The 24860-nt window shown below is 60.1% G+C and carries 5 protein-coding genes and 5 rRNA genes; 1 reads left to right on the top strand and 9 read right to left on the bottom strand.

Annotation, left to right across the window (positions count from 1 at the left end):
• Window positions 1–162: 162 nt before the first annotated feature.
• The 9 genes from MUK71_RS02570 to MUK71_RS02530 form a co-directional block, all read right to left on the bottom strand.
• Window positions 163–3296: ribosomal RNA gene (locus MUK71_RS02570) — 23S ribosomal RNA — on the bottom strand.
• A 545-nt stretch (window positions 3297–3841) separates the two neighbouring features.
• A 16S ribosomal RNA gene (locus MUK71_RS02565) occupies window positions 3842–5370 on the bottom strand.
• Together the 16S and 23S rRNA genes form the textbook arrangement of a ribosomal RNA operon.
• A gap of 645 nt (window positions 5371–6015) precedes the next feature.
• Entirely contained in the window at window positions 6016–7866 is a 1851-nt protein-coding gene (locus MUK71_RS02560) for a thioester domain-containing protein (protein WP_227906065.1), read from the bottom strand.
• Between the two features lie 644 nt (window positions 7867–8510).
• Window positions 8511–8627, bottom strand: a 5S ribosomal RNA gene (gene rrf / locus MUK71_RS02555).
• 224 nt (window positions 8628–8851) lie between these two features.
• Window positions 8852–11986 (bottom strand): 23S ribosomal RNA (locus MUK71_RS02550).
• A 545-nt stretch (window positions 11987–12531) separates the two neighbouring features.
• A 16S ribosomal RNA gene (locus MUK71_RS02545) occupies window positions 12532–14060 on the bottom strand.
• A 444-nt stretch (window positions 14061–14504) separates the two neighbouring features.
• Window positions 14505–18236 (bottom strand): 1,4-alpha-glucan branching protein GlgB, encoded by a 3732-nt coding sequence (gene glgB, locus MUK71_RS02540; RefSeq protein WP_227905209.1) that lies wholly within the window; start codon window positions 18234–18236, stop codon window positions 14505–14507.
• A complete protein-coding gene (gene treS, locus MUK71_RS02535; protein ID WP_227929430.1) occupies window positions 18233–20002 on the bottom strand; it encodes a maltose alpha-D-glucosyltransferase in 1770 nt (589 codons plus the stop codon). The genes glgB and treS overlap by 4 nt, the downstream gene beginning before the upstream one ends.
• Window positions 20002–22053: an alpha-1,4-glucan--maltose-1-phosphate maltosyltransferase gene (locus MUK71_RS02530; RefSeq protein ID WP_227929429.1), complete on the bottom strand. Its 2052-nt coding sequence runs from the start codon at window positions 22051–22053 to the stop codon at window positions 20002–20004. Before MUK71_RS02530 ends, treS begins: the two co-directional genes overlap by 1 nt.
• Before the next feature lie 170 nt (window positions 22054–22223).
• On the opposite strand from MUK71_RS02530, the gene glgP reads away from it, so the two are divergent.
• On the top strand, window positions 22224–24848 hold the full coding sequence (gene glgP, locus MUK71_RS02525; RefSeq protein WP_227929428.1) for an alpha-glucan family phosphorylase: 2625 nt from the start codon (window positions 22224–22226) through the stop codon (window positions 24846–24848).
• The last annotated feature ends 12 nt before the right edge of the window (window positions 24849–24860 follow it).

Raw genomic sequence — 24860 nt, 5'->3', positions numbered from 1 at the left:
TTGGGTCACGAACGTCGTTAGACGAAGTGATATTCAATTTTTGTTCCACGGTCAACAACCAGGGTTGTTATCCGGGAACCACATAGTGGACGCAAGCAGCATGATCAACAACACCCTGTACGTTGGGAAACCGTTTGAAGTCGTGTTTCCCCAGATGTTGGTGTGGTGTAAGTTATCGGCCTATTAGTACCGGTCAGCTTCACGGGTCTTTAGTCCCCGCTTCCACATCCGGCCTATCAACCCAGTGGTCTGGCTGGGGGCCTCTCACACACAAGGTGTATGGAAATCTCATCTCGAAGCGGGCTTCCCGCTTAGATGCTTTCAGCGGTTATCCCATCCGAACGTAGCTAATCAGCGGTGCACTTGGCAGTACAACTGACACACCAGAGGTTCGTCCGTCCCGGTCCTCTCGTACTAAGGACAGCCCTTCTCAAATTTCCTGCGCGCGCAGCGGATAGGGACCGAACTGTCTCACGACGTTCTAAACCCAGCTCGCGTACCGCTTTAATGGGCGAACAGCCCAACCCTTGGGACCTACTCCAGCCCCAGGATGCGACGAGCCGACATCGAGGTGCCAAACCATGCCGTCGATATGGACTCTTGGGCAAGATCAGCCTGTTATCCCCGAGGTACCTTTTATCCGTTGAGCGACGGCCATTCCACAATGTACCGCCGGATCACTAGTCCCGACTTTCGTCCCTGCTCGAGATGTCTCTCTCACAGTCAAGCTCCCTTGTGCACTTACACTCGCCACCTGATTGCCAACCAGGCTGAGGGAACCTTTGGGCGCCTCCGTTACTCTTTAGGAGGCAACCGCCCCAGTTAAACTACCCATCAGGCACTGTCCCTGACCCGGATTACGGGCCGAAGTTAGATATCCAGTATGACCAGAGTGGTATTTCAACGATGACTCCACCCGAACTGGCGTCCGGGTCTCACAGTCTCCCACCTATCCTACACAAGCCACACCGAACACCAATACCAAACTATAGTAAAGGTCTCGGGGTCTTTCCGTCCTGCTGCGCGTAACGAGCATCTTTACTCGTACTGCAATTTCGCCGAGTTTATGGTTGAGACAGCGGGGAAGTCGTTACTCCATTCGTGCAGGTCGGAACTTACCCGACAAGGAATTTCGCTACCTTAGGATGGTTATAGTTACCACCGCCGTTTACTGGGGCTTAAATTCCCAGCTTCGCCCGTAAGGGCTAACCGGTCCTCTTAACCTTCCAGCACCGGGCAGGAGTCAGTCCGTATACATCGTCTTGCGACTTCGCACGGACCTGTGTTTTTAGTAAACAGTCGCTTCCCCCTGGTCTCTGCGGCCCCGATCCCCTCCGGACAGCAAGTGTCCATCAAGGTTGGGGCCCCCCTTCTCCCGAAGTTACGGGGGCATTTTGCCGAGTTCCTTAACCATAATTCTCTCGATCGCCTTAGTATTCTCTACCTGATCACCTGTGTCGGTTTGGGGTACGGGCGGCTGGAACCTCGCGCCGATGCTTTTCTAGGCAGCATAGGATCACCGGATCCCCCCGTGAGGGGGTCCCGTCGGATCTCAGGATCGTCATCAAAGACACCGTGACGGATTTACCTATCACGGACCCTACATCCTTAGACCAGGTCAACCATCGCCTGGCCCGGCTACCTTCCTGCGTCACACCTGTTAATACGCTTACCTCCCAGGATCAGGTCCCGTGCTCGGCCAAAACCCTCACACCACAAGGATGCTCGGGCAGGCTCCGGACGGTTAGTGTCCCCTGCTTGGTATGGGCGGTTCTTCGCCGGTACGGGAATATCAACCCGTTGTCCATCGACTACGCCTGTCGGCCTCGCCTTAGGTCCCGACTTACCCAGGGCAGATTAGCTTGACCCTGGAACCCTTGATCATTCGGCGGACGGGTTTCTCACCCGTCTTTCGCTACTCATGCCTGCATTCTCACTCGTGTAGGCTCCACCACTGGTTTACACCGCAGCTTCACTGCCCACACGACGCTCCCCTACCCATCCAGACGACTGAACCACGAAGGCTTATCTATATCTGAATGCCACAACTTCGGCGGTGTACTTGAGCCCCGCTACATTGTCGGCGCGGAATCACTTGACCAGTGAGCTATTACGCACTCTTTCAAGGGTGGCTGCTTCTAAGCCAACCTCCTGGTTGTCTGGGCAACTCCACATCCTTTCCCACTTAGCACACGCTTAGGGGCCTTAGTTGGTGGTCTGGGCTGTTTCCCTCTCGACTATGAAGCTTATCCCCCACAGTCTCACTGCTGCGCTCTCACTTACCGGCATTCGGAGTTTGGCTGACGTCAGTAACCTTGTAGGGCCCATTAGCCATCCAGTAGCTCTACCTCCGGTAAGAAACACGCAACGCTGCACCTAAATGCATTTCGGGGAGAACCAGCTATCACGGAGTTTGATTGGCCTTTCACCCCTACCCACAGCTCATCCCCTCCATTTTCAACTGAAGTGGGTTCGGTCCTCCACGACGTCTTACCGTCGCTTCAACCTGGCCATGGGTAGATCACTCCGCTTCGGGTCTAGATCACGCCACTGCAACGCCCTATTCAGACTCGCTTTCGCTACGGCTTCCCCACACGGGTTAACCTCGCGACGTAACACTAACTCGCAGGCTCATTCTTCAAAAGGCACGCTGTCACAGCTACAAGGCTGCTCCAACGGTTTGTAGGCACACGGTTTCAGGTACTATTTCACTCCCCTCCCGGGGTACTTTTCACCTTTCCCTCACGGTACTTGTCCGCTATCGGTCATCAGGGAGTATTTAGGCTTACCAGGTGGTCCTGGCAGATTCGCACGGGATTTCTCGGGCCCCGTGCTACTTGGGATCCTCTCCAAGCGGCAGCATACATTCCGGTTACGGGGCTAACACCCTCTACGGCCTGGCTTTCAAACCAGTTCACCTATGCATCTGCACTCACTTCACCGATCCGGCAGAATCGGTACGGAAAGTCCCGCAACCCCAGTGATGCAACGCCCGCCGGCTATCACACACCACTGGTTTAGCCTCTTCCGCGTTCGCTCGCCACTACTAACGGAATCACTGTTGTTTTCTCTTCCTGTGGGTACTGAGATGTTTCACTTCCCCACGTTCCCTCCACGCACCCTATGTGTTCAGATGCGGGTCACCCGGTCACTCGCGCGCCGGGCGGGGTTTCCCCATTCGGACATCCTGGGATCAAAGTTCGGTTATCAACTCCCCCAGGCTTATCGCAGATTCCTACGTCCTTCTTCGGCTCCTGATGCCAAGGCATCCACCGTGTGCCCTTAAAAACTTGACCACAAAGATCAATAATTAATTATCGCTATCGAGAAAACCACGGTCACACCCCGCCACCGCCCCGCAAGGGGACAGCACCGGGATCTACCAGGTTTTTCTGAAATTGCACTTAATAATTTTTAAGATGCTCGCGTCCACTATGTAGTTCTCAAACAACAACCCCGTCACACCCATCCACACCCGGACACCCCCGCAAAGAGGCGAAACCCGTGATGTATCCGGCATGCGCAGGAACAAACAGAAACAAACCACAACCATGAACAACCACCCCGGCCGCAAAGCCCGGATCATTACCCACGGTCCTGTTGTCTCAGGACCCAACAGTGTGCCAAACGGTCAACCGGCATACCCGCCCGAACCAACGCTTTCCAGGACTCCCCCAAGGGGAAGACCGTACTCACCGATCCGGGCATCACGCCGGCGCCTATCCATTGATATTCCACCCTTGAGCACCCACCGGAGAACAGATGTCTCCGATATGGGCATCTCCTGCAGGAGACACATCCGGCACTGTGGCCGGACATACCGTCCTGAGGTGCTCCTTAGAAAGGAGGTGATCCAGCCGCACCTTCCGGTACGGCTACCTTGTTACGACTTAGTCCCAATCGCCGGTCCCACCTTCGACGGCTCCCTCCCACAAGGGGTTAGGCCACCGGCTTCGGGTGTTACCAACTTTCGTGACTTGACGGGCGGTGTGTACAAGGCCCGGGAACGTATTCACCGCAGCGTTGCTGATCTGCGATTACTAGCGACTCCAACTTCATGAGGTCGAGTTGCAGACCTCAATCCGAACTGAGACCGGCTTTTTGGGATTAGCTCCACCTCACAGTATCGCAACCCTTTGTACCGGCCATTGTAGCATGCGTGAAGCCCAAGACATAAGGGGCATGATGATTTGACGTCGTCCCCACCTTCCTCCGAGTTGACCCCGGCAGTCTCCTATGAGTCCCCGCCATAACGCGCTGGCAACATAGAACGAGGGTTGCGCTCGTTGCGGGACTTAACCCAACATCTCACGACACGAGCTGACGACAACCATGCACCACCTGTAAACCGGCCACAAGTGGGGGACCTGTTTCCAGGTCTTTCCGGTTCATGTCAAGCCTTGGTAAGGTTCTTCGCGTTGCATCGAATTAATCCGCATGCTCCGCCGCTTGTGCGGGCCCCCGTCAATTCCTTTGAGTTTTAGCCTTGCGGCCGTACTCCCCAGGCGGGGCACTTAATGCGTTAGCTACGGCGCGGAAAACGTGGAATGTCCCCCACACCTAGTGCCCAACGTTTACGGCATGGACTACCAGGGTATCTAATCCTGTTCGCTCCCCATGCTTTCGCTCCTCAGCGTCAGTTAATGCCCAGAGACCTGCCTTCGCCATCGGTGTTCCTCCTGATATCTGCGCATTTCACCGCTACACCAGGAATTCCAGTCTCCCCTACATCACTCTAGTCTGCCCGTACCCACTGCAGACCCGGGGTTGAGCCCCGGGCTTTCACAGCAGACGCGACAAACCGCCTACGAGCTCTTTACGCCCAATAATTCCGGATAACGCTTGCGCCCTACGTATTACCGCGGCTGCTGGCACGTAGTTAGCCGGCGCTTCTTCTGCAGGTACCGTCACTTTCGCTTCTTCCCTGCTGAAAGAGGTTTACAACCCGAAGGCATTCGTCCCTCACGCGGCGTCGCTGCATCAGGCTTTCGCCCATTGTGCAATATTCCCCACTGCTGCCTCCCGTAGGAGTCTGGGCCGTGTCTCAGTCCCAGTGTGGCCGGTCACCCTCTCAGGCCGGCTACCCGTCGTCGCCTTGGTGGGCCATTACCCCAACCAACAAGCTGATAGGCCGCGAGTCCATCCAAAACCGCATAAAGCTTTCCACCCCCATGGCATGCGCCAGGAGGTCGTATCCGGTATTAGACCCGGTTTCCCAGGCTTATCCCGAAGTCAAGGGCAGGTTACTCACGTGTTACTCACCCGTTCGCCACTAATCATTCTGTGCAAGCACAGAAGTCATCGTTCGACTTGCATGTGTTAAGCACGCCGCCAGCGTTCATCCTGAGCCAGGATCAAACTCTCCGTAAATGTTTTACAGACACAATGCCGGGGCCAAGGAAAATTGGCCGCCAGGCACTGCACTAAATTCGAAACCGGCTAAAAAAACCGTTCCATACCCACGGGGTGGGCGGACACGGTCGATTCAACCAATCAAAATAAATTGGTATCAATAAACTTGGCACACTATTGAGTTCTCAAACAACAGACGCAATCCGAAAATACTCGGGAAAACAATGTTTTCCTTTTCTTCTTCGCTGCAATGTTTTATTATCTTATTCCATTCCGGCGTCATTTGCAATTCGCGGTTTTCCTGTCGGAATCCCGTGAAAAGCGTTTGTACCGCCGTTCCGGACCCAGCGTGAACCGGAGTCTTTTCCGCCGGCCCGGTGAAGGGCACGGGAGTTGGACTCTGATTTTCGAAGGGGTTTGGCCGCCATGCTCGGGCGCTTTTTCAGCGTCCCTGCCGCGGCGACTTAGAAGACTTTACACAGGTTCGAGCCCCCGTGCAACTCGGCAACTGGTGACCCCGTTGAACCGCTGAGGCTGGCTTGGTTGCCCCGCTTCTGCGCGTTGTCCGTCGTGCGGAGACCGGCATCCTCTTCGGACGCAGAACCGCCCGTAGCTCCGGCTAGGAGCTACGGGCGGCCCTGGTGTTTCAATCAGCGGGTTGCGCTATGAAGTGCGCCGCCGAACCGAAACGATAACGAGGAAGGTGCCAAGAGCCAGGATGCAGAGGCTGGCAGTCCACACCGAGCTGAGGCCGTTTGCACCGGTCTCCGCAAGCTTGTCCTTGCCCAGTACGGAGTAGGTGTTTGTGACCTCCGCGTTGACGGATTCTCCGCCGAGGACCGTGACGGCTTCCGGGAGTACCGCGTCCACCGTCACCGACGAATTAGCGCCAGTGGCTGGTTCGGTGACTGTACAGGAGCTGCCGGCCGGCACGCGGTCGAACACCCTGATCTGGTCACCGGCCACCGTTCCCGCCGGAATGAGGATCTCCTCGGTGAATGAGTCCCCACAGGTGAGGACAATTCGCACGTCGCTTTGGAGGCCGGCCCCGGGGCCTGTGATGGTTTTGGTCAGCACGAGTGAACCGTAGATGTAGGACACGTCATTGGTAACCAATGCCTGGGAATCGGCGCCCGGCTGAATCTCAACCACCTCCGGAAGTCCTGTAGTCACCGCCACCAGGTCGGTAGCTCCGGTTTGTGGTTCCGTGACCGTGCACGCAGTGCCCGCAGGAATATCGGTGATGGTTCCCGCATAATCGCCTGCGGCACTGCCTGCCGGAATGGTGAGGGTTTCTTCGATACCCGCATCCTCACAGGTCACTATCACCGTGATGTCGCCCTGCAGGCCGGCCGCAGCACCCGTCAGGGACTTCACCACGGTCAGGGAACCCGGATTGAGGTCCACTGTGTTGGCGACGTCGAGCACGTTCGGCCCGTCGGCGGTGACAGTGACCGGTCCCGGCAGAACCGGTGTGACAGTGACTTGCGTGTTTGATCCCGTCACCGGCTCACTCACCTCACAGACCGTGCCTACGGGCAGGTCTGAAATGGTCTGGGATACCCCTGCTGCGGTACCGGCCGGGATGTCTATGACGAAAGTCCCCGCTGCCCCGCAGGCAACGTTCAAGGTAATAGCTCCCTGCAGTCCGGCACCTTCACCGGCGAAGGTCTTATTGACCACCAGGTCGCCCGGAATGAAGAACTCCGCCGTGGCCTGCGCGTTGGATTCGATTTGGGAATCAGCCGCCAGAATGAGTTTCTGTGCCTCCGTGACCTGAGGGTTGCTACCTGCGTAGAGGTAGACGTTTCCCGTCTGCACGGGGACTACTGCCGTGGCCGTAAGCTCAGCCGGATCGGTTGTCTGCGCAGTGTTCCGTACCCACAGCTGCGTACCGGCCGGGACAGTAGTCCCCACCAGCGGAACAGTTCCGGCCGCGTCAGTGTAGAGGGTGTATCCCGGGGTGACACCGACGGTGAGCTCCGCGACCGCGCCGGACGTGATCGTGAAAGGGCCCGCTACTCCGTCCACGGGACCTGCAGCTACGGGGGGCGTAATGCCGACATCCGGAGCGGGAGGTTCGGTAAGCGGTCCCGCGGCCAGGACATCGGCGACAATCTGCGCGGTCAGCGGACGGACGGGATCGGTGTCCTGAAGCACGTAACCGTCGCTGAAGAACCATACGGCTGCCTGCACGGCCGCTGCCCTGATGTTGTCGTTCGCGGCTTCCGGAAGTCCCGGCTGATCCGGATAGTAGCTGTTCAGCACACGGTTGACGTAGCCGATGTTAGGGACGTTGGACTCATCCCAGCTGCCGTTTTCATAGCCAAGTCCCTCATAGGTGAGGACACGGATGTCGATGCAATACATCTGCTGGGTATTGCCCTCGCCATCCACTGTTGTGATGACGCCGGCGAACCCTTCGTTAGCAGGGTCATATCCAAGAGGAACATCCTCCGGGTAGCCGGCAGTTGGATCAAACCCCTGGCCTACCGGCGGAAGGCCGCCCGTCACGCCTTGCCCCGGCCCGGTACCCGTCATCGTGACCTCGACCTCGGCATTGGGAACTGCGCCTCCCGGCTGTGGTCCCGAAAACACTGCCTGAGCCGGTGCAACCGTCGAGAGTAAAAATACAACCAGTGTGCCCAAAAGGCCGAGCGAATAGCCGAAGCGGCGGCGTATCCTCCCCCGTCCCCCCACGGTAGGCGCAAGTGCTCTTCTTCGACTCATAAGTCCTGGATCCTCTCTCAAGCTCACCGGAAGGGCTGCATGGAACGCACATCACCCTGAGGTTCGAGAGGCTATAGGCGGGATGGATGAGATGTAAGGGTAGGAGCCGACTCGTGCCTGTCTGGACACACATTTCGCCCTGACCCCTTGTGCTGAACAGCACGGAGTGCTCAACAGCCCATCCAGGACGGTGTGCCGCCGCAGCTAGGCAATTCGCAGGGGCGGGGAAGACAACGGGGCGGCGCCGGCGGGTCGTGATTTTGCGCAGTCGTGATCTTGCGCACCAGAGCCGGACACCCTGCGTGACCGTGCCCCCCGGAGCCAGGCCGTCCAACCGCCGGCGCAGCCGGCAGCACCGGCATCCCTGGTGGGGGTTAAACAGGTGAGGCCCGTACCAACACTGGTACGGGCCTCACCCTTCACAATTTGTCCGGCGGTGACCTACTCTCCCACATCCTCCCGGATGCAGTACCATCGGCGCTGTGGGTCTTAGCTTCCGGGTTCGGAATGGGACCGGGCGTTTCCCCCACGCTATGACCGCCGTAACCCTACTACCCGCACCCGCACAAACACCGGCCAAAAAACCGGGTGTGCAGAGGGGAAAACATTGGGTCACGAACGTCGTTAGACGAAGTGATATTCAATTTTTGTTCCACGGTCAACAACCAGGGTTGTTATCCGGGAACCACATAGTGGACGCAAGCAGCATGATCAACAACACCCTGTACGTTGGGAAACCGTTTGAAGTCGTGTTTCCCCAGATGTTGGTGTGGTGTAAGTTATCGGCCTATTAGTACCGGTCAGCTTCACGGGTCTTTAGTCCCCGCTTCCACATCCGGCCTATCAACCCAGTGGTCTGGCTGGGGGCCTCTCACACACAAGGTGTATGGAAATCTCATCTCGAAGCGGGCTTCCCGCTTAGATGCTTTCAGCGGTTATCCCATCCGAACGTAGCTAATCAGCGGTGCACTTGGCAGTACAACTGACACACCAGAGGTTCGTCCGTCCCGGTCCTCTCGTACTAAGGACAGCCCTTCTCAAATTTCCTGCGCGCGCAGCGGATAGGGACCGAACTGTCTCACGACGTTCTAAACCCAGCTCGCGTACCGCTTTAATGGGCGAACAGCCCAACCCTTGGGACCTACTCCAGCCCCAGGATGCGACGAGCCGACATCGAGGTGCCAAACCATGCCGTCGATATGGACTCTTGGGCAAGATCAGCCTGTTATCCCCGAGGTACCTTTTATCCGTTGAGCGACGGCCATTCCACAATGTACCGCCGGATCACTAGTCCCGACTTTCGTCCCTGCTCGAGATGTCTCTCTCACAGTCAAGCTCCCTTGTGCACTTACACTCGCCACCTGATTGCCAACCAGGCTGAGGGAACCTTTGGGCGCCTCCGTTACTCTTTAGGAGGCAACCGCCCCAGTTAAACTACCCATCAGGCACTGTCCCTGACCCGGATTACGGGCCGAAGTTAGATATCCAGTATGACCAGAGTGGTATTTCAACGATGACTCCACCCGAACTGGCGTCCGGGTCTCACAGTCTCCCACCTATCCTACACAAGCCACACCGAACACCAATACCAAACTATAGTAAAGGTCTCGGGGTCTTTCCGTCCTGCTGCGCGTAACGAGCATCTTTACTCGTACTGCAATTTCGCCGAGTTTATGGTTGAGACAGCGGGGAAGTCGTTACTCCATTCGTGCAGGTCGGAACTTACCCGACAAGGAATTTCGCTACCTTAGGATGGTTATAGTTACCACCGCCGTTTACTGGGGCTTAAATTCCCAGCTTCGCCCGTAAGGGCTAACCGGTCCTCTTAACCTTCCAGCACCGGGCAGGAGTCAGTCCGTATACATCGTCTTGCGACTTCGCACGGACCTGTGTTTTTAGTAAACAGTCGCTTCCCCCTGGTCTCTGCGGCCCCGATCCCCTCCGGACAGCAAGTGTCCATCAAGGTTGGGGCCCCCCTTCTCCCGAAGTTACGGGGGCATTTTGCCGAGTTCCTTAACCATAATTCTCTCGATCGCCTTAGTATTCTCTACCTGATCACCTGTGTCGGTTTGGGGTACGGGCGGCTGGAACCTCGCGCCGATGCTTTTCTAGGCAGCATAGGATCACCGGATCCCCCCGTGAGGGGGTCCCGTCGGATCTCAGGATCGTCATCAAAGACACCGTGACGGATTTACCTATCACGGACCCTACATCCTTAGACCAGGTCAACCATCGCCTGGCCCGGCTACCTTCCTGCGTCACACCTGTTAATACGCTTACCTCCCAGGATCAGGTCCCGTGCTCGGCCAAAACCCTCACACCACAAGGATGCTCGGGCAGGCTCCGGACGGTTAGTGTCCCCTGCTTGGTATGGGCGGTTCTTCGCCGGTACGGGAATATCAACCCGTTGTCCATCGACTACGCCTGTCGGCCTCGCCTTAGGTCCCGACTTACCCAGGGCAGATTAGCTTGACCCTGGAACCCTTGATCATTCGGCGGACGGGTTTCTCACCCGTCTTTCGCTACTCATGCCTGCATTCTCACTCGTGTAGGCTCCACCACTGGTTTACACCGCAGCTTCACTGCCCACACGACGCTCCCCTACCCATCCACGACGACTGAACCACGAAGGCTTATCTATATCTGAATGCCACAACTTCGGCGGTGTACTTGAGCCCCGCTACATTGTCGGCGCGGAATCACTTGACCAGTGAGCTATTACGCACTCTTTCAAGGGTGGCTGCTTCTAAGCCAACCTCCTGGTTGTCTGGGCAACTCCACATCCTTTCCCACTTAGCACACGCTTAGGGGCCTTAGTTGGTGGTCTGGGCTGTTTCCCTCTCGACTATGAAGCTTATCCCCCACAGTCTCACTGCTGCGCTCTCACTTACCGGCATTCGGAGTTTGGCTGACGTCAGTAACCTTGTAGGGCCCATTAGCCATCCAGTAGCTCTACCTCCGGTAAGAAACACGCAACGCTGCACCTAAATGCATTTCGGGGAGAACCAGCTATCACGGAGTTTGATTGGCCTTTCACCCCTACCCACAGCTCATCCCCTCCATTTTCAACTGAAGTGGGTTCGGTCCTCCACGACGTCTTACCGTCGCTTCAACCTGGCCATGGGTAGATCACTCCGCTTCGGGTCTAGATCACGCCACTGCAACGCCCTATTCAGACTCGCTTTCGCTACGGCTTCCCCACACGGGTTAACCTCGCGACGTAACACTAACTCGCAGGCTCATTCTTCAAAAGGCACGCTGTCACAGCTACAAGGCTGCTCCAACGGTTTGTAGGCACACGGTTTCAGGTACTATTTCACTCCCCTCCCGGGGTACTTTTCACCTTTCCCTCACGGTACTTGTCCGCTATCGGTCATCAGGGAGTATTTAGGCTTACCAGGTGGTCCTGGCAGATTCGCACGGGATTTCTCGGGCCCCGTGCTACTTGGGATCCTCTCCAAGCGGCAGCATACATTCCGGTTACGGGGCTAACACCCTCTACGGCCTGGCTTTCAAACCAGTTCACCTATGCATCTGCACTCACTTCACCGATCCGGCAGAATCGGTACGGAAAGTCCCGCAACCCCAGTGATGCAACGCCCGCCGGCTATCACACACCACTGGTTTAGCCTCTTCCGCGTTCGCTCGCCACTACTAACGGAATCACTGTTGTTTTCTCTTCCTGTGGGTACTGAGATGTTTCACTTCCCCACGTTCCCTCCACGCACCCTATGTGTTCAGATGCGGGTCACCCGGTCACTCGCGCGCCGGGCGGGGTTTCCCCATTCGGACATCCTGGGATCAAAGTTCGGTTATCAACTCCCCCAGGCTTATCGCAGATTCCTACGTCCTTCTTCGGCTCCTGATGCCAAGGCATCCACCGTGTGCCCTTAAAAACTTGACCACAAAGATCAATAATTAATTATCGCTATCGAGAAAACCACGGTCACACCCCGCCACCGCCCCGCAAGGGGACAGCACCGGGATCTACCAGGTTTTTCTGAAATTGCACTTAATAATTTTTAAGATGCTCGCGTCCACTATGTAGTTCTCAAACAACAACCCCGTCACACCCATCCACACCCGGACACCCCCGCAAAGAGGCGAAACCCGTGATGTATCCGGCATGCGCAGGAACAAACAGAAACAAACCACAACCATGAACAACCACCCCGGCCGCAAAGCCCGGATCATTACCCACGGTCCTGTTGTCTCAGGACCCAACAGTGTGCCAAACGGTCAACCGGCATACCCGCCCGAACCAACGCTTTCCAGGACTCCCCCAAGGGGAAGACCGTACTCACCGATCCGGGCATCACGCCGGCGCCTATCCATTGATATTCCACCCTTGAGCACCCACCGGAGAACAGATGTCTCCGATATGGGCATCTCCTGCAGGAGACACATCCGGCACTGTGGCCGGACATACCGTCCTGAGGTGCTCCTTAGAAAGGAGGTGATCCAGCCGCACCTTCCGGTACGGCTACCTTGTTACGACTTAGTCCCAATCGCCGGTCCCACCTTCGACGGCTCCCTCCCACAAGGGGTTAGGCCACCGGCTTCGGGTGTTACCAACTTTCGTGACTTGACGGGCGGTGTGTACAAGGCCCGGGAACGTATTCACCGCAGCGTTGCTGATCTGCGATTACTAGCGACTCCAACTTCATGAGGTCGAGTTGCAGACCTCAATCCGAACTGAGACCGGCTTTTTGGGATTAGCTCCACCTCACAGTATCGCAACCCTTTGTACCGGCCATTGTAGCATGCGTGAAGCCCAAGACATAAGGGGCATGATGATTTGACGTCGTCCCCACCTTCCTCCGAGTTGACCCCGGCAGTCTCCTATGAGTCCCCGCCATAACGCGCTGGCAACATAGAACGAGGGTTGCGCTCGTTGCGGGACTTAACCCAACATCTCACGACACGAGCTGACGACAACCATGCACCACCTGTAAACCGGCCACAAGTGGGGGACCTGTTTCCAGGTCTTTCCGGTTCATGTCAAGCCTTGGTAAGGTTCTTCGCGTTGCATCGAATTAATCCGCATGCTCCGCCGCTTGTGCGGGCCCCCGTCAATTCCTTTGAGTTTTAGCCTTGCGGCCGTACTCCCCAGGCGGGGCACTTAATGCGTTAGCTACGGCGCGGAAAACGTGGAATGTCCCCCACACCTAGTGCCCAACGTTTACGGCATGGACTACCAGGGTATCTAATCCTGTTCGCTCCCCATGCTTTCGCTCCTCAGCGTCAGTTAATGCCCAGAGACCTGCCTTCGCCATCGGTGTTCCTCCTGATATCTGCGCATTTCACCGCTACACCAGGAATTCCAGTCTCCCCTACATCACTCTAGTCTGCCCGTACCCACTGCAGACCCGGGGTTGAGCCCCGGGCTTTCACAGCAGACGCGACAAACCGCCTACGAGCTCTTTACGCCCAATAATTCCGGATAACGCTTGCGCCCTACGTATTACCGCGGCTGCTGGCACGTAGTTAGCCGGCGCTTCTTCTGCAGGTACCGTCACTTTCGCTTCTTCCCTGCTGAAAGAGGTTTACAACCCGAAGGCATTCGTCCCTCACGCGGCGTCGCTGCATCAGGCTTTCGCCCATTGTGCAATATTCCCCACTGCTGCCTCCCGTAGGAGTCTGGGCCGTGTCTCAGTCCCAGTGTGGCCGGTCACCCTCTCAGGCCGGCTACCCGTCGTCGCCTTGGTGGGCCATTACCCCAACCAACAAGCTGATAGGCCGCGAGTCCATCCAAAACCGCATAAAGCTTTCCACCCCCATGGCATGCGCCAGGAGGTCGTATCCGGTATTAGACCCGGTTTCCCAGGCTTATCCCGAAGTCAAGGGCAGGTTACTCACGTGTTACTCACCCGTTCGCCACTAATCATTCTGTGCAAGCACAGAAGTCATCGTTCGACTTGCATGTGTTAAGCACGCCGCCAGCGTTCATCCTGAGCCAGGATCAAACTCTCCGTAAATGTTTTACAGACACAATGCCGGGGCCAAGGAAAATTGGCCGCCAGGCACTGCACTAAATTCGAAACCGGCTAAAAAAACCGTTCCATACCCACGGGGTGGGCGGACACGGTCGATTCAACCAATCAAAATAAATTGGTATCAATAAACTTGGCACACTATTGAGTTCTCAAACAACAGACTGCTTCCGGCACCGGCAGGCTGATCTGCGAAGATCTAAGCTCTGCGTCGCTCCGGAGCAACTTTTCTATCTTAGCCACACTGACTCGGTGGTGTCAAACCGGCCGTTTGTCCGTCCGGCGAACCGGTAGGAAGACCTGCTTCCCGGACTCACGACTGTTCGATTACCTCGTTCAGCGCGGGTACTAACTCTAGCACGGTTTTCGCCGGGCTGCGCACACCATTAGCGGGGCGCAGCCCGGCGACCCCTACGGGTAGGGAGATCCTTACTGCTGCGGGACCAGGTACAGCACGCCCAGCGGCGGAACCGTCAGGGTGGCGGAGGCCGGCTGACCGTTGCAGGCACCTTCGACGGCGTGGACTACCCCAAGGTTTCCTACCCCGGAACCGCCGAACTCCGCGGCGTCGGTGTTCAGGGCTTCCACCCATTCACCGGCCCACGGCATTCCCACACGGAACTCCTGGTGGGGTGCGCCGGCAAAGTTCGCTATGCACACCAGCGGATTGCCCTGATGATCCCAGCGGATGAAGGACAGGACGTTGTGAGCGCCGTCGTTCTCATTGATCCACTGGAAGCCCGCCGGCTCATTGTCCCGTTCGGAAAGAGCCGGGGTGGCACGGTAGATCTCGTTGAGCTGCTTCACCATCAGCTGTACGCCCTTATGCTGCGGGGTGTCCGTCAGGTACCAGTCCAGCCCGTACTGCTCGGACCACTCCGCCTCCTGGCCGAACTCCGTACCCATAAAGATCAGCTGCTTGCCGGGGTGTGCCCACTGGAACGCCAGGTAGGCGCGGAGATTGGCGAGCTGCTGCCAGCGGTCACCCGGCATCTTGCGCAGCAGCGATCCCTTTCCGTGCACCACTTCGTCATGGCTGATGGGCAGCAGGAAGTTCTCCGTGTAGGCGTACACCAGTGAGAACGTGAGCTTGGCATGGTGGTAAACCCGGTTGATGGGATCCTCGGCCATGTACTCCAGGGTGTCGTGCATCCAGCCCATGTTCCACTTCAGGCCGAACCCGAGACCGCCGGTGCTGGTGGGGCGGGTGACGCCCGGGAATGCCGTGGACTCTTCGGCGATCATCACAATGCCCGGGACCCGCTTGTAGGCAGTCGCGTTGACCTCCTGCAGGAAGGAAATGGCCTCCAGGTTTTCCCGCCCGCCAAAGGCGTTCGGGCGCCACTGATCGGCCGGCCGGGAGTAGTCCAGGTACAGCATGGAGGCCACGGCGTCGACGCGCAGGCCGTCAATGTGGAACTCCTCGAGCCAGTACACGGCGTTGGCAACCAGGAAGTTACGCACCTCGCGGCGGCCGTAGTCGAAAATCAGCGTTCCCCAGTCCGGGTGTTCGCCGCGCCAGGGGTCACCGTGTTCGTACAGCGTCTGCCCGTCGAACTTCGCCAGTGCCCACTCGTCCTTGGGGAAGTGCGCCGGCACCCAGTCGAGGATGACGCCTATGCCGGCCTGATGCAGGGTGTCCACGAGGTAGCGGAACTCATCCGGATGCCCGAACCGTGCTGTGGGGGCGAAGTAGGAGGTGACCTGGTAACCCCAGGAACCGCCGAAGGGGTGTTCGGCCACGGGCATGAATTCCACATGGGTGAAGCCCTGCCACTTGACGTATTCCGCCAGCTGGTCGGCCATTTCCCGGTAGTTCAGCCCGAGGCGCCAGGAGCCCAGGTGCACTTCGTACACACTCATCGGGGAGTTGTGCGGATCCCGGGCCGCGCGGGCTTCCATCCACTCTGCATCGTTGAACTGGTACTTGGACTCGACCACGCGGGAACCGGTCAGCGGAGGTATTTCGGTGCCCTTGGCCATGGGATCGGCCTTTTCGCGCCAGACACCGTCGCTGCCCAGGATTTCGAACTTGTAGCGGGCTCCCGGCTCCACACCGGGCAGGAACAATTCCCAGACGCCCGAGCTGCCCAGCGACCGCATGGCATTGATGGTGCCGTTCCAGGCGTTGAAATCGCCCTTTACCCTGACAGCCTGTGCGTTCGGTGCCCAGACGGCGAAGCTGACGCCGGTGATATCCCCGAGCACTGAGTTGTAGTGGTGCAGGTTGGCGCCCAGCACCGTCCAGAGATTTTCATGCCTTCCCTCGCCGATCAGGTGCAGGTCCATGTCACCCAGCGACGGCAGGAAACGGTACGGGTCATCGAACAGCTGGGGATCCCCGCCGTCGTATGTGACCTCCACCCGGTAGTCAGGGACGGTTCCGGCCGTCCCGGCGGGCAGCGTTCCCACCCAGATTCCGTTGTATTCGTGGCTCAACGGCACCCGCTGATCGGGGGTGACGGCCGTAACTTCCCGGGCCAGCGGACGCAGGGTGCGGATGGTGACGTTCCCGTGGTCATCCAGGTGCGCCCCGAGGACGGCATGCGGCTGGTAATAACGGCCTTCGGATACTGCCCGCAGGACGTCCTCGGAAACGGGGATTGGCTCGGCCGGGGCCGCGAGGCCGGTTGCTCCGGAATCCTTGGGCGCCTCGGGTTCCGCTGTGGCAGATGCGGCCGGGGACTTGCGGTGCTTATTCACTGTGCTCTCTTCCTGGCTTTCGTCTGCTCGGGCTGCGTTCTCGGCCTGCGCCAGAATGTGGCGGACGGCTGTCACCGGCACGCTGACCCAACGGGGACGGTTTCGCATCTCGTAGACAACTTCGTACAGCGCCTTGTCCAGCCAGAGGGCAAGGAACAAGGGATCGCTGCGGTTGATGGTGGTGCCGGTTTCCTTCTCGTAACCGCGAAGGAAGGCATCCGACGCGGCAGCGGCCCAACGGTACGCGTCCTCGTTGCGCTGCCGGGAATCCGTGTCACCGGCGGCCTCGGGAGCGCCGTCGATCACTGCAACGCCGGCGGCATAGTCAATGGAACGGAGCATGCCGACGACGTCGCGCAAGGGCGCGTCCGGGACGCTCCGCTCGGCGGCGGGCCTCAGCGGTTCGCCTTCAAAGTCCAGGATGATCCAGCCGCGTTCCGGGGAATGCAGCACCTGGCCCAGATGGTAGTCCGAGTGGATGCGCTGCAGGTTGGGCAGGCTCTGGAGATTCCCCACCTGTTCCAGCAGGTACTCGACGGCGCCGTCATAGGGGCCCACGGTGTCCCGTGCTTCGGCCCAGGCCCAGCGGATCCTGCCGCTCAGGGAGGAAAGGAAGTCCGCGCGTTCCTCCGGCGTGGGCGGACGGCTGCCAAAGGCAGCCGCAAGCTGCTGGTGGATCCTGCCGGTGGCGGCGCCCAGTTCCTCCGCCTCGGTGGTGAAGTCACGGCCCGCCACTGCTGCTGCGGACGCGGTGCGCCAGGCATCCTCACTGCCGGGGAAGAATTCGCGCAGGACCGACAGATGCCCGGTCAGCCAGGTCCCGCCGTCGCCCGGATTCTGCCACGAGCCGGTGACCCACCCGTAGGTAGCCGGGACGTCCACGGATCCGACCTCGGTGAGCCGGGCGCTCACCTCAACGTCGGGACTGATCCCGGCGGCAACCACCCGGTAGAACTTCACAATCAGCGGCGCCTCCGGGGCAGTCACGATCACCGAGGTGTTGGACTGTTCCCCCTTGAGCACCTTGGTGGGCAGCGGTTCCGTGAACGGCTCCCAGTCGGGGAAACCGTCCTGCGCCACACCATGGGTATGTCCGTCCAGGGAGGATGCCTGCGAACGCATCATCTCCAGCCAGGCTGTGACGAAAACCGGGTCGGCGGTGGCGTCGTAGAGCCACCGCTCCCCCAGCTCCTCATGATGTGCCCGGCCCAGCAGCGCTGCCTGAAGCTCGGACGCCGGGGCGGACCGGTAACTCACGGGGACGCTGATGACGTCCCTGCGGTCCCCGGAGACGACGGCGATGAGGTGGACTTCCATGCCTACCTCGCCCGCGGGGTCTTCGAGCCGGATCCCGCCCACCCGCTCCAGCAGGACGTCCCGCCCCTTGGCCGGGAACCATCGTTGCCCGGGCAGCCAGGAGGTGAGCAGTTCGGGCAGGGACGGGGTCAGCTGGGTCATTTCCGTGTGGCCTCCGAGATCGGTATGAGGGGGATTGCTTCGGTCTGGGGCGAGGAGGTGTCCGATTTCGTGGAGCGCAGGCGCAGCCAGTAGAAATCGTGGCTGCCCAGGGTCAGGGTCAGCGATCCGTCTTCACCGATGGTGGGGAAGAGCGTCCCGCCGAAGGCGTCGCGCAGGCCGCGGTTGGCGAACTCCGGCAGCTTCATGGTCGCGGAGATCGGATGCTGGGAAAGGTTGAAGATGCACAGCATGGTCTCCCCCACCTCTCCTTCCGGGTTGTTGTCCGGAAGCTCGCGCACGAAGGCCAGTGCTGCCTCGGCGTCCGTCTGGACGTTCCGGTAGGAACCAAGCCCGAAGGCCGGATGCGAGCGGCGGACCATGATCATCTGCCGGATCCAGTGCAGCAGTGAACTGGAGCTGGCCAGCTGCGCCTCCACATTGACGTGGTTGTAGTGGTAGACCAGCGACTGGACTACCGGCAGGTAGAGCTTGCCCGGATCGGCGGTGGAGAACCCGGCGTTGCGGTCGGGGTTCCACTGCATGGGCGTCCGCGAGGAGTCCCTGTCCTCCAGCCAGATGTTGTCCCCCATCCCCAGTTCGTCCCCGTAATACAGGAACGGGCTGCCCGGCAGGGCGAGGAGCATGGCGTGGATGAGCTCGATTTCCGAGCGGGAGTTATCCAGCAGCGGTGCCAGCCGGCGGCGGATGCCGATGTTGGCCCGCATGCGGGAGTCCGGTGCGTACCAGCCGAGCATGGCCTGGCGTTCCTCGTTGGTGACCATTTCCAGCGTCAGCTCGTCATGGTTGCGCAGGAAGGTGCCCCACTGTGCGCCCGGGGGAATGTCCGGGGTCTCCTCCATGGTCTGGACAATCGGTGCGGCCTTCTGGTCCCGCAGCGCGTAGAACAGCCGCGGCATGATCGGGAAGTGGAAGCACATGTGGCACTCGTCGCCGGTTTCGTCGCCAAAGTACTCCACCACTTCGTGCGGCATCTGGTTTGCTTCGGCAATGATCACGCGGCCCGGGTAATTCTCATCCACCATGGTCCGCAGGTCCTTGAGGAACCGGTGGGTGGCGGGGAGGTTTTCGCAGTTCGTTCCGTCTTCTTCGAAGAGGTACGGGATGGCGTCGGCCCGGAAGCCGTCGATGCCCTGGTCCAGCCAGAACTTGACGACGTCGAAGATGGCCTCGACCACTTTGGGATTCTCGAAGTTCAGGTCCGGCTGGTGGCTGAAGAACCGGTGCCAGAAGAACTGCCGGCGGACCGGATCGAAGGTCCAGTTGGACTCCTCGGTGTCCACGAAGATGATTCGTGCGTCCTCATACTTGTCATCCGTGTCGGACCAGACGTAGAAGTCGCCGTAGGGGCCGTCCGGATCGTTGCGGGACTCCTCAAACCACGGGTGCTTGTCCGAGGTGTGGTTCAGCGGCAGGTCGATGATGACGCGCAGGCCCCGGGCGTGGGCTTCTGCCACCAGGCGCTTAAAGTCACTGATGGTGCCGAACTCGTCCAGGACGTCGTAGTAGTCGGAGATGTCGTAGCCGCCGTCACGCAGGGGCGACTTGAAGAACGGCGGCAGCCACAGGCAGTCGATCCCCAGCCACTGCAGGTAGTCCAGTTTTTCGATCAGGCCGCTGAAGTCACCTGACCCGTCCCCGTTGGCGTCCGCGAAGCCGCGGACGAGTACCTCATAGAAAACGGCTTTGCGGTACCAATGCGGATCATTGGTCAAGCCGGGTGCGTGCAGTTGAAACGGGTTGGGCACTAGGAGTTCCTCCGAACTGACAGGATGTGCGCGGGTTCAAAGTGGGCGTCGAGCCGGACGTAATTGTGTGCTCCCCAGCGCCAGCTTTGTCCGCTGATCAGGTCATCTACCCAGAAGGTGCCGTCTTCATTCAGGTCCCTGGGGTCCAGCTGAAGGGCGTCCAGGTTGAGCGAGACAGTGGATTCGCGGGCGCTGTGGGGGTCCACGTTAACCACAATAATCAGGGTGTCCCTGCTGCTCGGATCCCCCGGACGTGTCTCCTTGTGCTTGGAATACACCACGGTGGCCTCATCGGTGCTGCTGTGCACGGTGAGGTTTTCCAGGTCGCCCAGGGCGGGATGCGCCCGCCTGATTTCGTTCAGCCGGGTGATGTACGGGGCCAGGCTGCGGCCCTCTGCTTCGGCCGCTGCGAAGTCGCGCTGCTTGTATTCGAACTTCTCGTTGTCGATGTACTCCTCGGCACCTGGACGGGCCACGTGTTCGAAGAGCTCGAAGCCCGCGTAGACGCCCCAGAGCGGGCTCCCGGTGGAGGCCAGCACGGAACGGATCTTGAACGCTCCGGGGCCGCCGTACTGCAGGAACTCGGTGAGGATGTCCGGGGTATTTACGAAGAAATTCGGGCGGAAAAACGCCGAGGATTCGTGGGAGATTTCGGTGAAATAGTCCTCGATTTCCTTCCTGGTGTTCCGCCACGTGAAGTAGCTGTAGGACTGCTGGAACCCGGCCTTTGCCAGCGCATGCATCATGGGCGGCCGGGTAAAGGCCTCCGCGAGGAAGATCACGTCCGGATACTCCTCGTTAACCGTGGCGATCAGCCATTCCCAGAACCGCAGCGGTTTTGTATGCGGGTTATCGACCCGGAAAATACGGACGCCGTGGCTTATCCACAGCCGCACAATCCGCAGGATTTCACGGGACAGGCCCTCATAGTCATTGTCGAAGTTCAGCGGGTAGATGTCCTGGTACTTCTTTGGCGGGTTCTCCGCGTAGGCAATGGTGCCGTCCACGCGGGTGGTGAACCACTCCGGATGGCTGGCCACCCAGGGGTGGTCGGGTGAGGCCTGCAGTGCCAGGTCAATGGCAACCTCGAGGCCCAGCTCCCTGGCGGTGTCCACGAAGGCGTCGAAATCCTCGAACGTCCCCAACTCGGGGTGGATGGCGTCATGGCCGCCCTCTGCCGCGCCGATGGCCCAGGGCGAGCCCGGATCCTGCGGACCTGCCACCAGGGTGTTGTTCGGGCCCTTGCGGTGTGTGGTGCCGATCGGGTGAATCGGCGGCAGGTAGATGACGTCAAAAGCCATATCCGCCACGCGCTGCAGGCTTCGGGCGGCGGTCCGGAAGTTTCCGGAGGTCCACTCACGGGTGGAGGGGTTAAACTCTGCGCCTTCGGACCGGGGGAAGAACTCGTACCAGGCACCGCGGCCGGCCAGCTCCCGTTCCACCCGGATCGGGAAGCGGTCGGAGCTGGTCACCAGCTCGCGGATGGGATCCCGCTCCAGCACGGTCCTGACGGCGTCCGTCCCGGCGGCGGCCAGGCGTTCATGGACCTCGAGGCCGGTGTCCGCGAGCGCGGAGGCAGCGCTCCGCAGAATGTCGGCGTCGGTGCCGGTGCGTTCGTCAGCGGCAGCACTGAAGAGCAGGTGGCCTTCCGTCAGCATGACCTCGACGTCCACGCCGGCGGCAATCTTGACCTCGGCATTGTGGTGCCAGGTGGCGTAGACATCCGCCCAGCCTTCCACCGCGAAACTCCAGTTGCCGGTGCCCTCCGGACGCAGCATGCCTTCCCACCGGTCCAGGCCCAGGCCCACCGGGTGCATTCTGTTCCGCTGTACAACGTTTCCTTCGGGGTCATAAAGGACGGCGCTGGCCCCTACCAGGTCATGCCCCTCGCGGAACACGGTGGCGCCAATTATCAGGTCTTCTCCGGGCACCGCCTTGGCGGGGAATCGGCCGTAATCGAGAACCGGGGACACATTGGTGATCGGAATCCGGCCAAACCGCAGGTCCTTTGAGGGCAGATCTTCTGGTGTCAATGCGCTGGATGTGGTCACAGACTAGACGTTAGCGAGATTTCGGACAGAATGCTAAGGCAACGTACTTTTTCCCGTATCGCCGCAGGTCGGCATCGGTTTGCCGGGGTTTTCAAGACACCTGACCAATTCGCCGTTTTTTGTCCGTCATTTCGGTTTGCCCGGCCGGTATGTGCGCTAGCGTAGCCCGGGTGAAGGCAATCCGCAGATTTACCGTCCGAACTGTCCTCCCAGCCAGCATTGCCCCTCTGGGCCGGCTGGCGTCGAACCTGCGCTGGTCCTGGCACCAGCCCACGCTTCGACTATTCGAGAGCCTTGATCCCCAGGCCTGGCGCTCCAGCGGCGGTGACCCGGTCAAGCTGCTGGGTACGGTCAGCAGGGACAAGCTGGAAGCCATCGCACGCGACGAGCACCTGGTCTCCGTCATCTCCGACCTCGGCAGGGACCTGGACCATTACCTCAACGAGCCGCGCTGGTACCAGGGCCTCGGCGAGGATGCTCCCCAGTCGATCGCCTATTTCTCCCCTGAGTACGGGATCAGCGCGGTACTCCCCCAGTACTCGGGCGGCCTGGGCATCCTGGCCGGTGACCATTTGAAGGCTGCCTCTGATCTGGGGCTGCCGCTGGTGGCAGTGGGGCTGCTTTACAAGGCGGGGTACTTCAAGCAGGCGCTGTCCCGCGACGGCTGGCAGCTGGAGACCTACCCGGTGCTGGATCCCAACGGGCTGCCGCTGACCCTGCTCCGTGAAGAGGACGGCACCCCGGCAAAGATCTCCCTGCCGCTGCCGGACAACCGCCAGCTCTCCGCACAGATCTGGCGCGCCGACGTCGGGCGTGTGCCGCTGCTGCTGCTGGACTCCGATGTCATCGGCAACGACGACGCCGCCCGCGGCATCACCGACCGCCTGTACGGCGGAGGCGGTGACCACCGGCTGCAGCAGGAACTGCTGCTGGGGATGGGCGGGGTCAAGGCCCTGCGCGTCTATCAGCGCCTCACCGGAGCCCCGGCGCCCGAGGTGTTCCACACCAACGAGGGCCACGCCGGATTCCTGGGCGTGGAACGGATCCGCGAACTCATGGACCAGGGCATGACGTGGGAGGAAGCCCTGACGGTTTCCCGCGCTTCCACGGTGTTCACCACGCACACCCCGGTGCCTGCCGGCATTGACCGCTTCGAGCAGGCCCAGATCCGCCACTTCCTGAACGCCGGCCTGGCGCAGTCCGTTCCTACCGACAGGATCCTGGGACTGGGGGCCGAAAACTACGACGGCGGGGATCCGTCCAAGTTCAACATGGCAGTGATGGGGCTGCGGCTGGCGCAGCGGGCCAACGGTGTGGCCAAACTGCACGGGGAAGTTTCCCGGGAGATGTTCTCCGGCCTGTGGCCGGGTTTCGACGTCTCGGAAGTGCCCATCACCTCGGTAACCAACGGCGTGCACGTTCCCACCTGGGTTGACCCGGCGGTCACCGAGCTTGCCAGCGAGAAGTTCGGCGTCGCCACCGTGCATGACCGCGACTGGGGCCGGGCCTATGAGATTGAGGACGGGGACCTCTGGGACCTGCGGCGGAAGCTGCGCAGCAACCTGGTGGAGGACGTCCGGCAGCGGGTGAAGCACGCCTGGCGCAAGCGCGGCGCCTCCGACGCGGAGCTGGCGTGGACGGATAACGTGCTGGACCCGGACGTACTGACCATCGGTTTTGCCCGCCGGGTGCCCACCTACAAGCGGCTGACCCTTATGCTGCGGGATCCGGCCCGGCTGAAGGCCCTGCTGCTGCATCCCACCCGGCCAATCCAGGTGGTGGTGGCAGGAAAGTCGCACCCGGCCGATGAACAGGGCAAGAAGATGATCCAGGACCTGGTCCGCTTCACTGACGATCCCGAGGTCCGCCACCGGATTGTTTTCCTCCCCAACTACGACATAGCGATGGCACGCACCCTGTTCCCGGGGTGTGACGTCTGGCTGAACAATCCGCTGCGGCCGCTGGAAGCATCGGGGACCTCCGGGATGAAATCCGCCATCAACGGCGGGCTGAACCTGTCCATCCTCGACGGGTGGTGGGACGAGATGTATGACGGCAACAACGGCTGGGCCATCCCCTCCGCCAACCCCAGCAAGGGAACCCGCACCCGGGAGGTGTACAACGCGGACCAGCGCGACGACATTGAGGCCGCGGCCCTGTACGACCTGCTGGAAAACGCCGTCGGCCCCCTGTTCTACGGGACCGAGCCGCCGGCCGAGGCCGGTGCCGCCGGACCGTCCGATCCGTCCGCAGATTCCCTGCCTCATGAGTGGCTGGAAATGGTGAAGCACACGCTGGCGGATCTGGGCCCGAATGTGTCGGCATCCCGGATGCTCAAGGACTACGTCAACCGGCTCTACCGCCCCGCCAGTTCAAGTGGCCGGGCCATGTCCGCGAACGGATATGCCGCCGCGAAGGATCTGGCCCTGTGGATTACCCGGGTCCGTGGCGGTTGGTCAACGGTGCAGGTGGAACATGTGGATTCGGTGGGTATCAGTGAAAACCCGCAGATCGGTGACAGCCTGACCGTACTGGCCTACGTATCCCTGGGGTCGCTGCGTCCCGAGGACGTGAGCGTGGAAGCCGCCTACGGCGTGGTGCTGGAAAACGACAGGATCAGCGAGCACCACCTGCAGGAACTGTCCCCGGCCGAAGACCTGGGCTCCGGCCGGCACCTGTTCAAGGGCACCATTCGGATTGAGCAGGCAGGGCCGTTCGGCTACACCGTGCGGGTACTGCCCACACACTCAGGCCTGGCATCCAAGGCTGAACTGGGACTCGTGGCCAACGCCTAACGGCTGCTGCCG

The sequence above is a fragment of the Arthrobacter zhangbolii genome (genome assembly GCF_022869865.1).
Taxonomy (GTDB): domain Bacteria; phylum Actinomycetota; class Actinomycetes; order Actinomycetales; family Micrococcaceae; genus Arthrobacter_B; species Arthrobacter_B zhangbolii.
This window is presented reverse-complemented; position numbering and strand designations above follow the sequence as displayed.

What these genes read in the sequence shown, in the direction of transcription:
- glgB (WP_227905209.1), bottom strand. Translation starts at nt 18,236, where the DNA reads ATGACCCAGCTGACCCCGTCCCTGCCCGAACTGCTCACCTCCTGGCTG.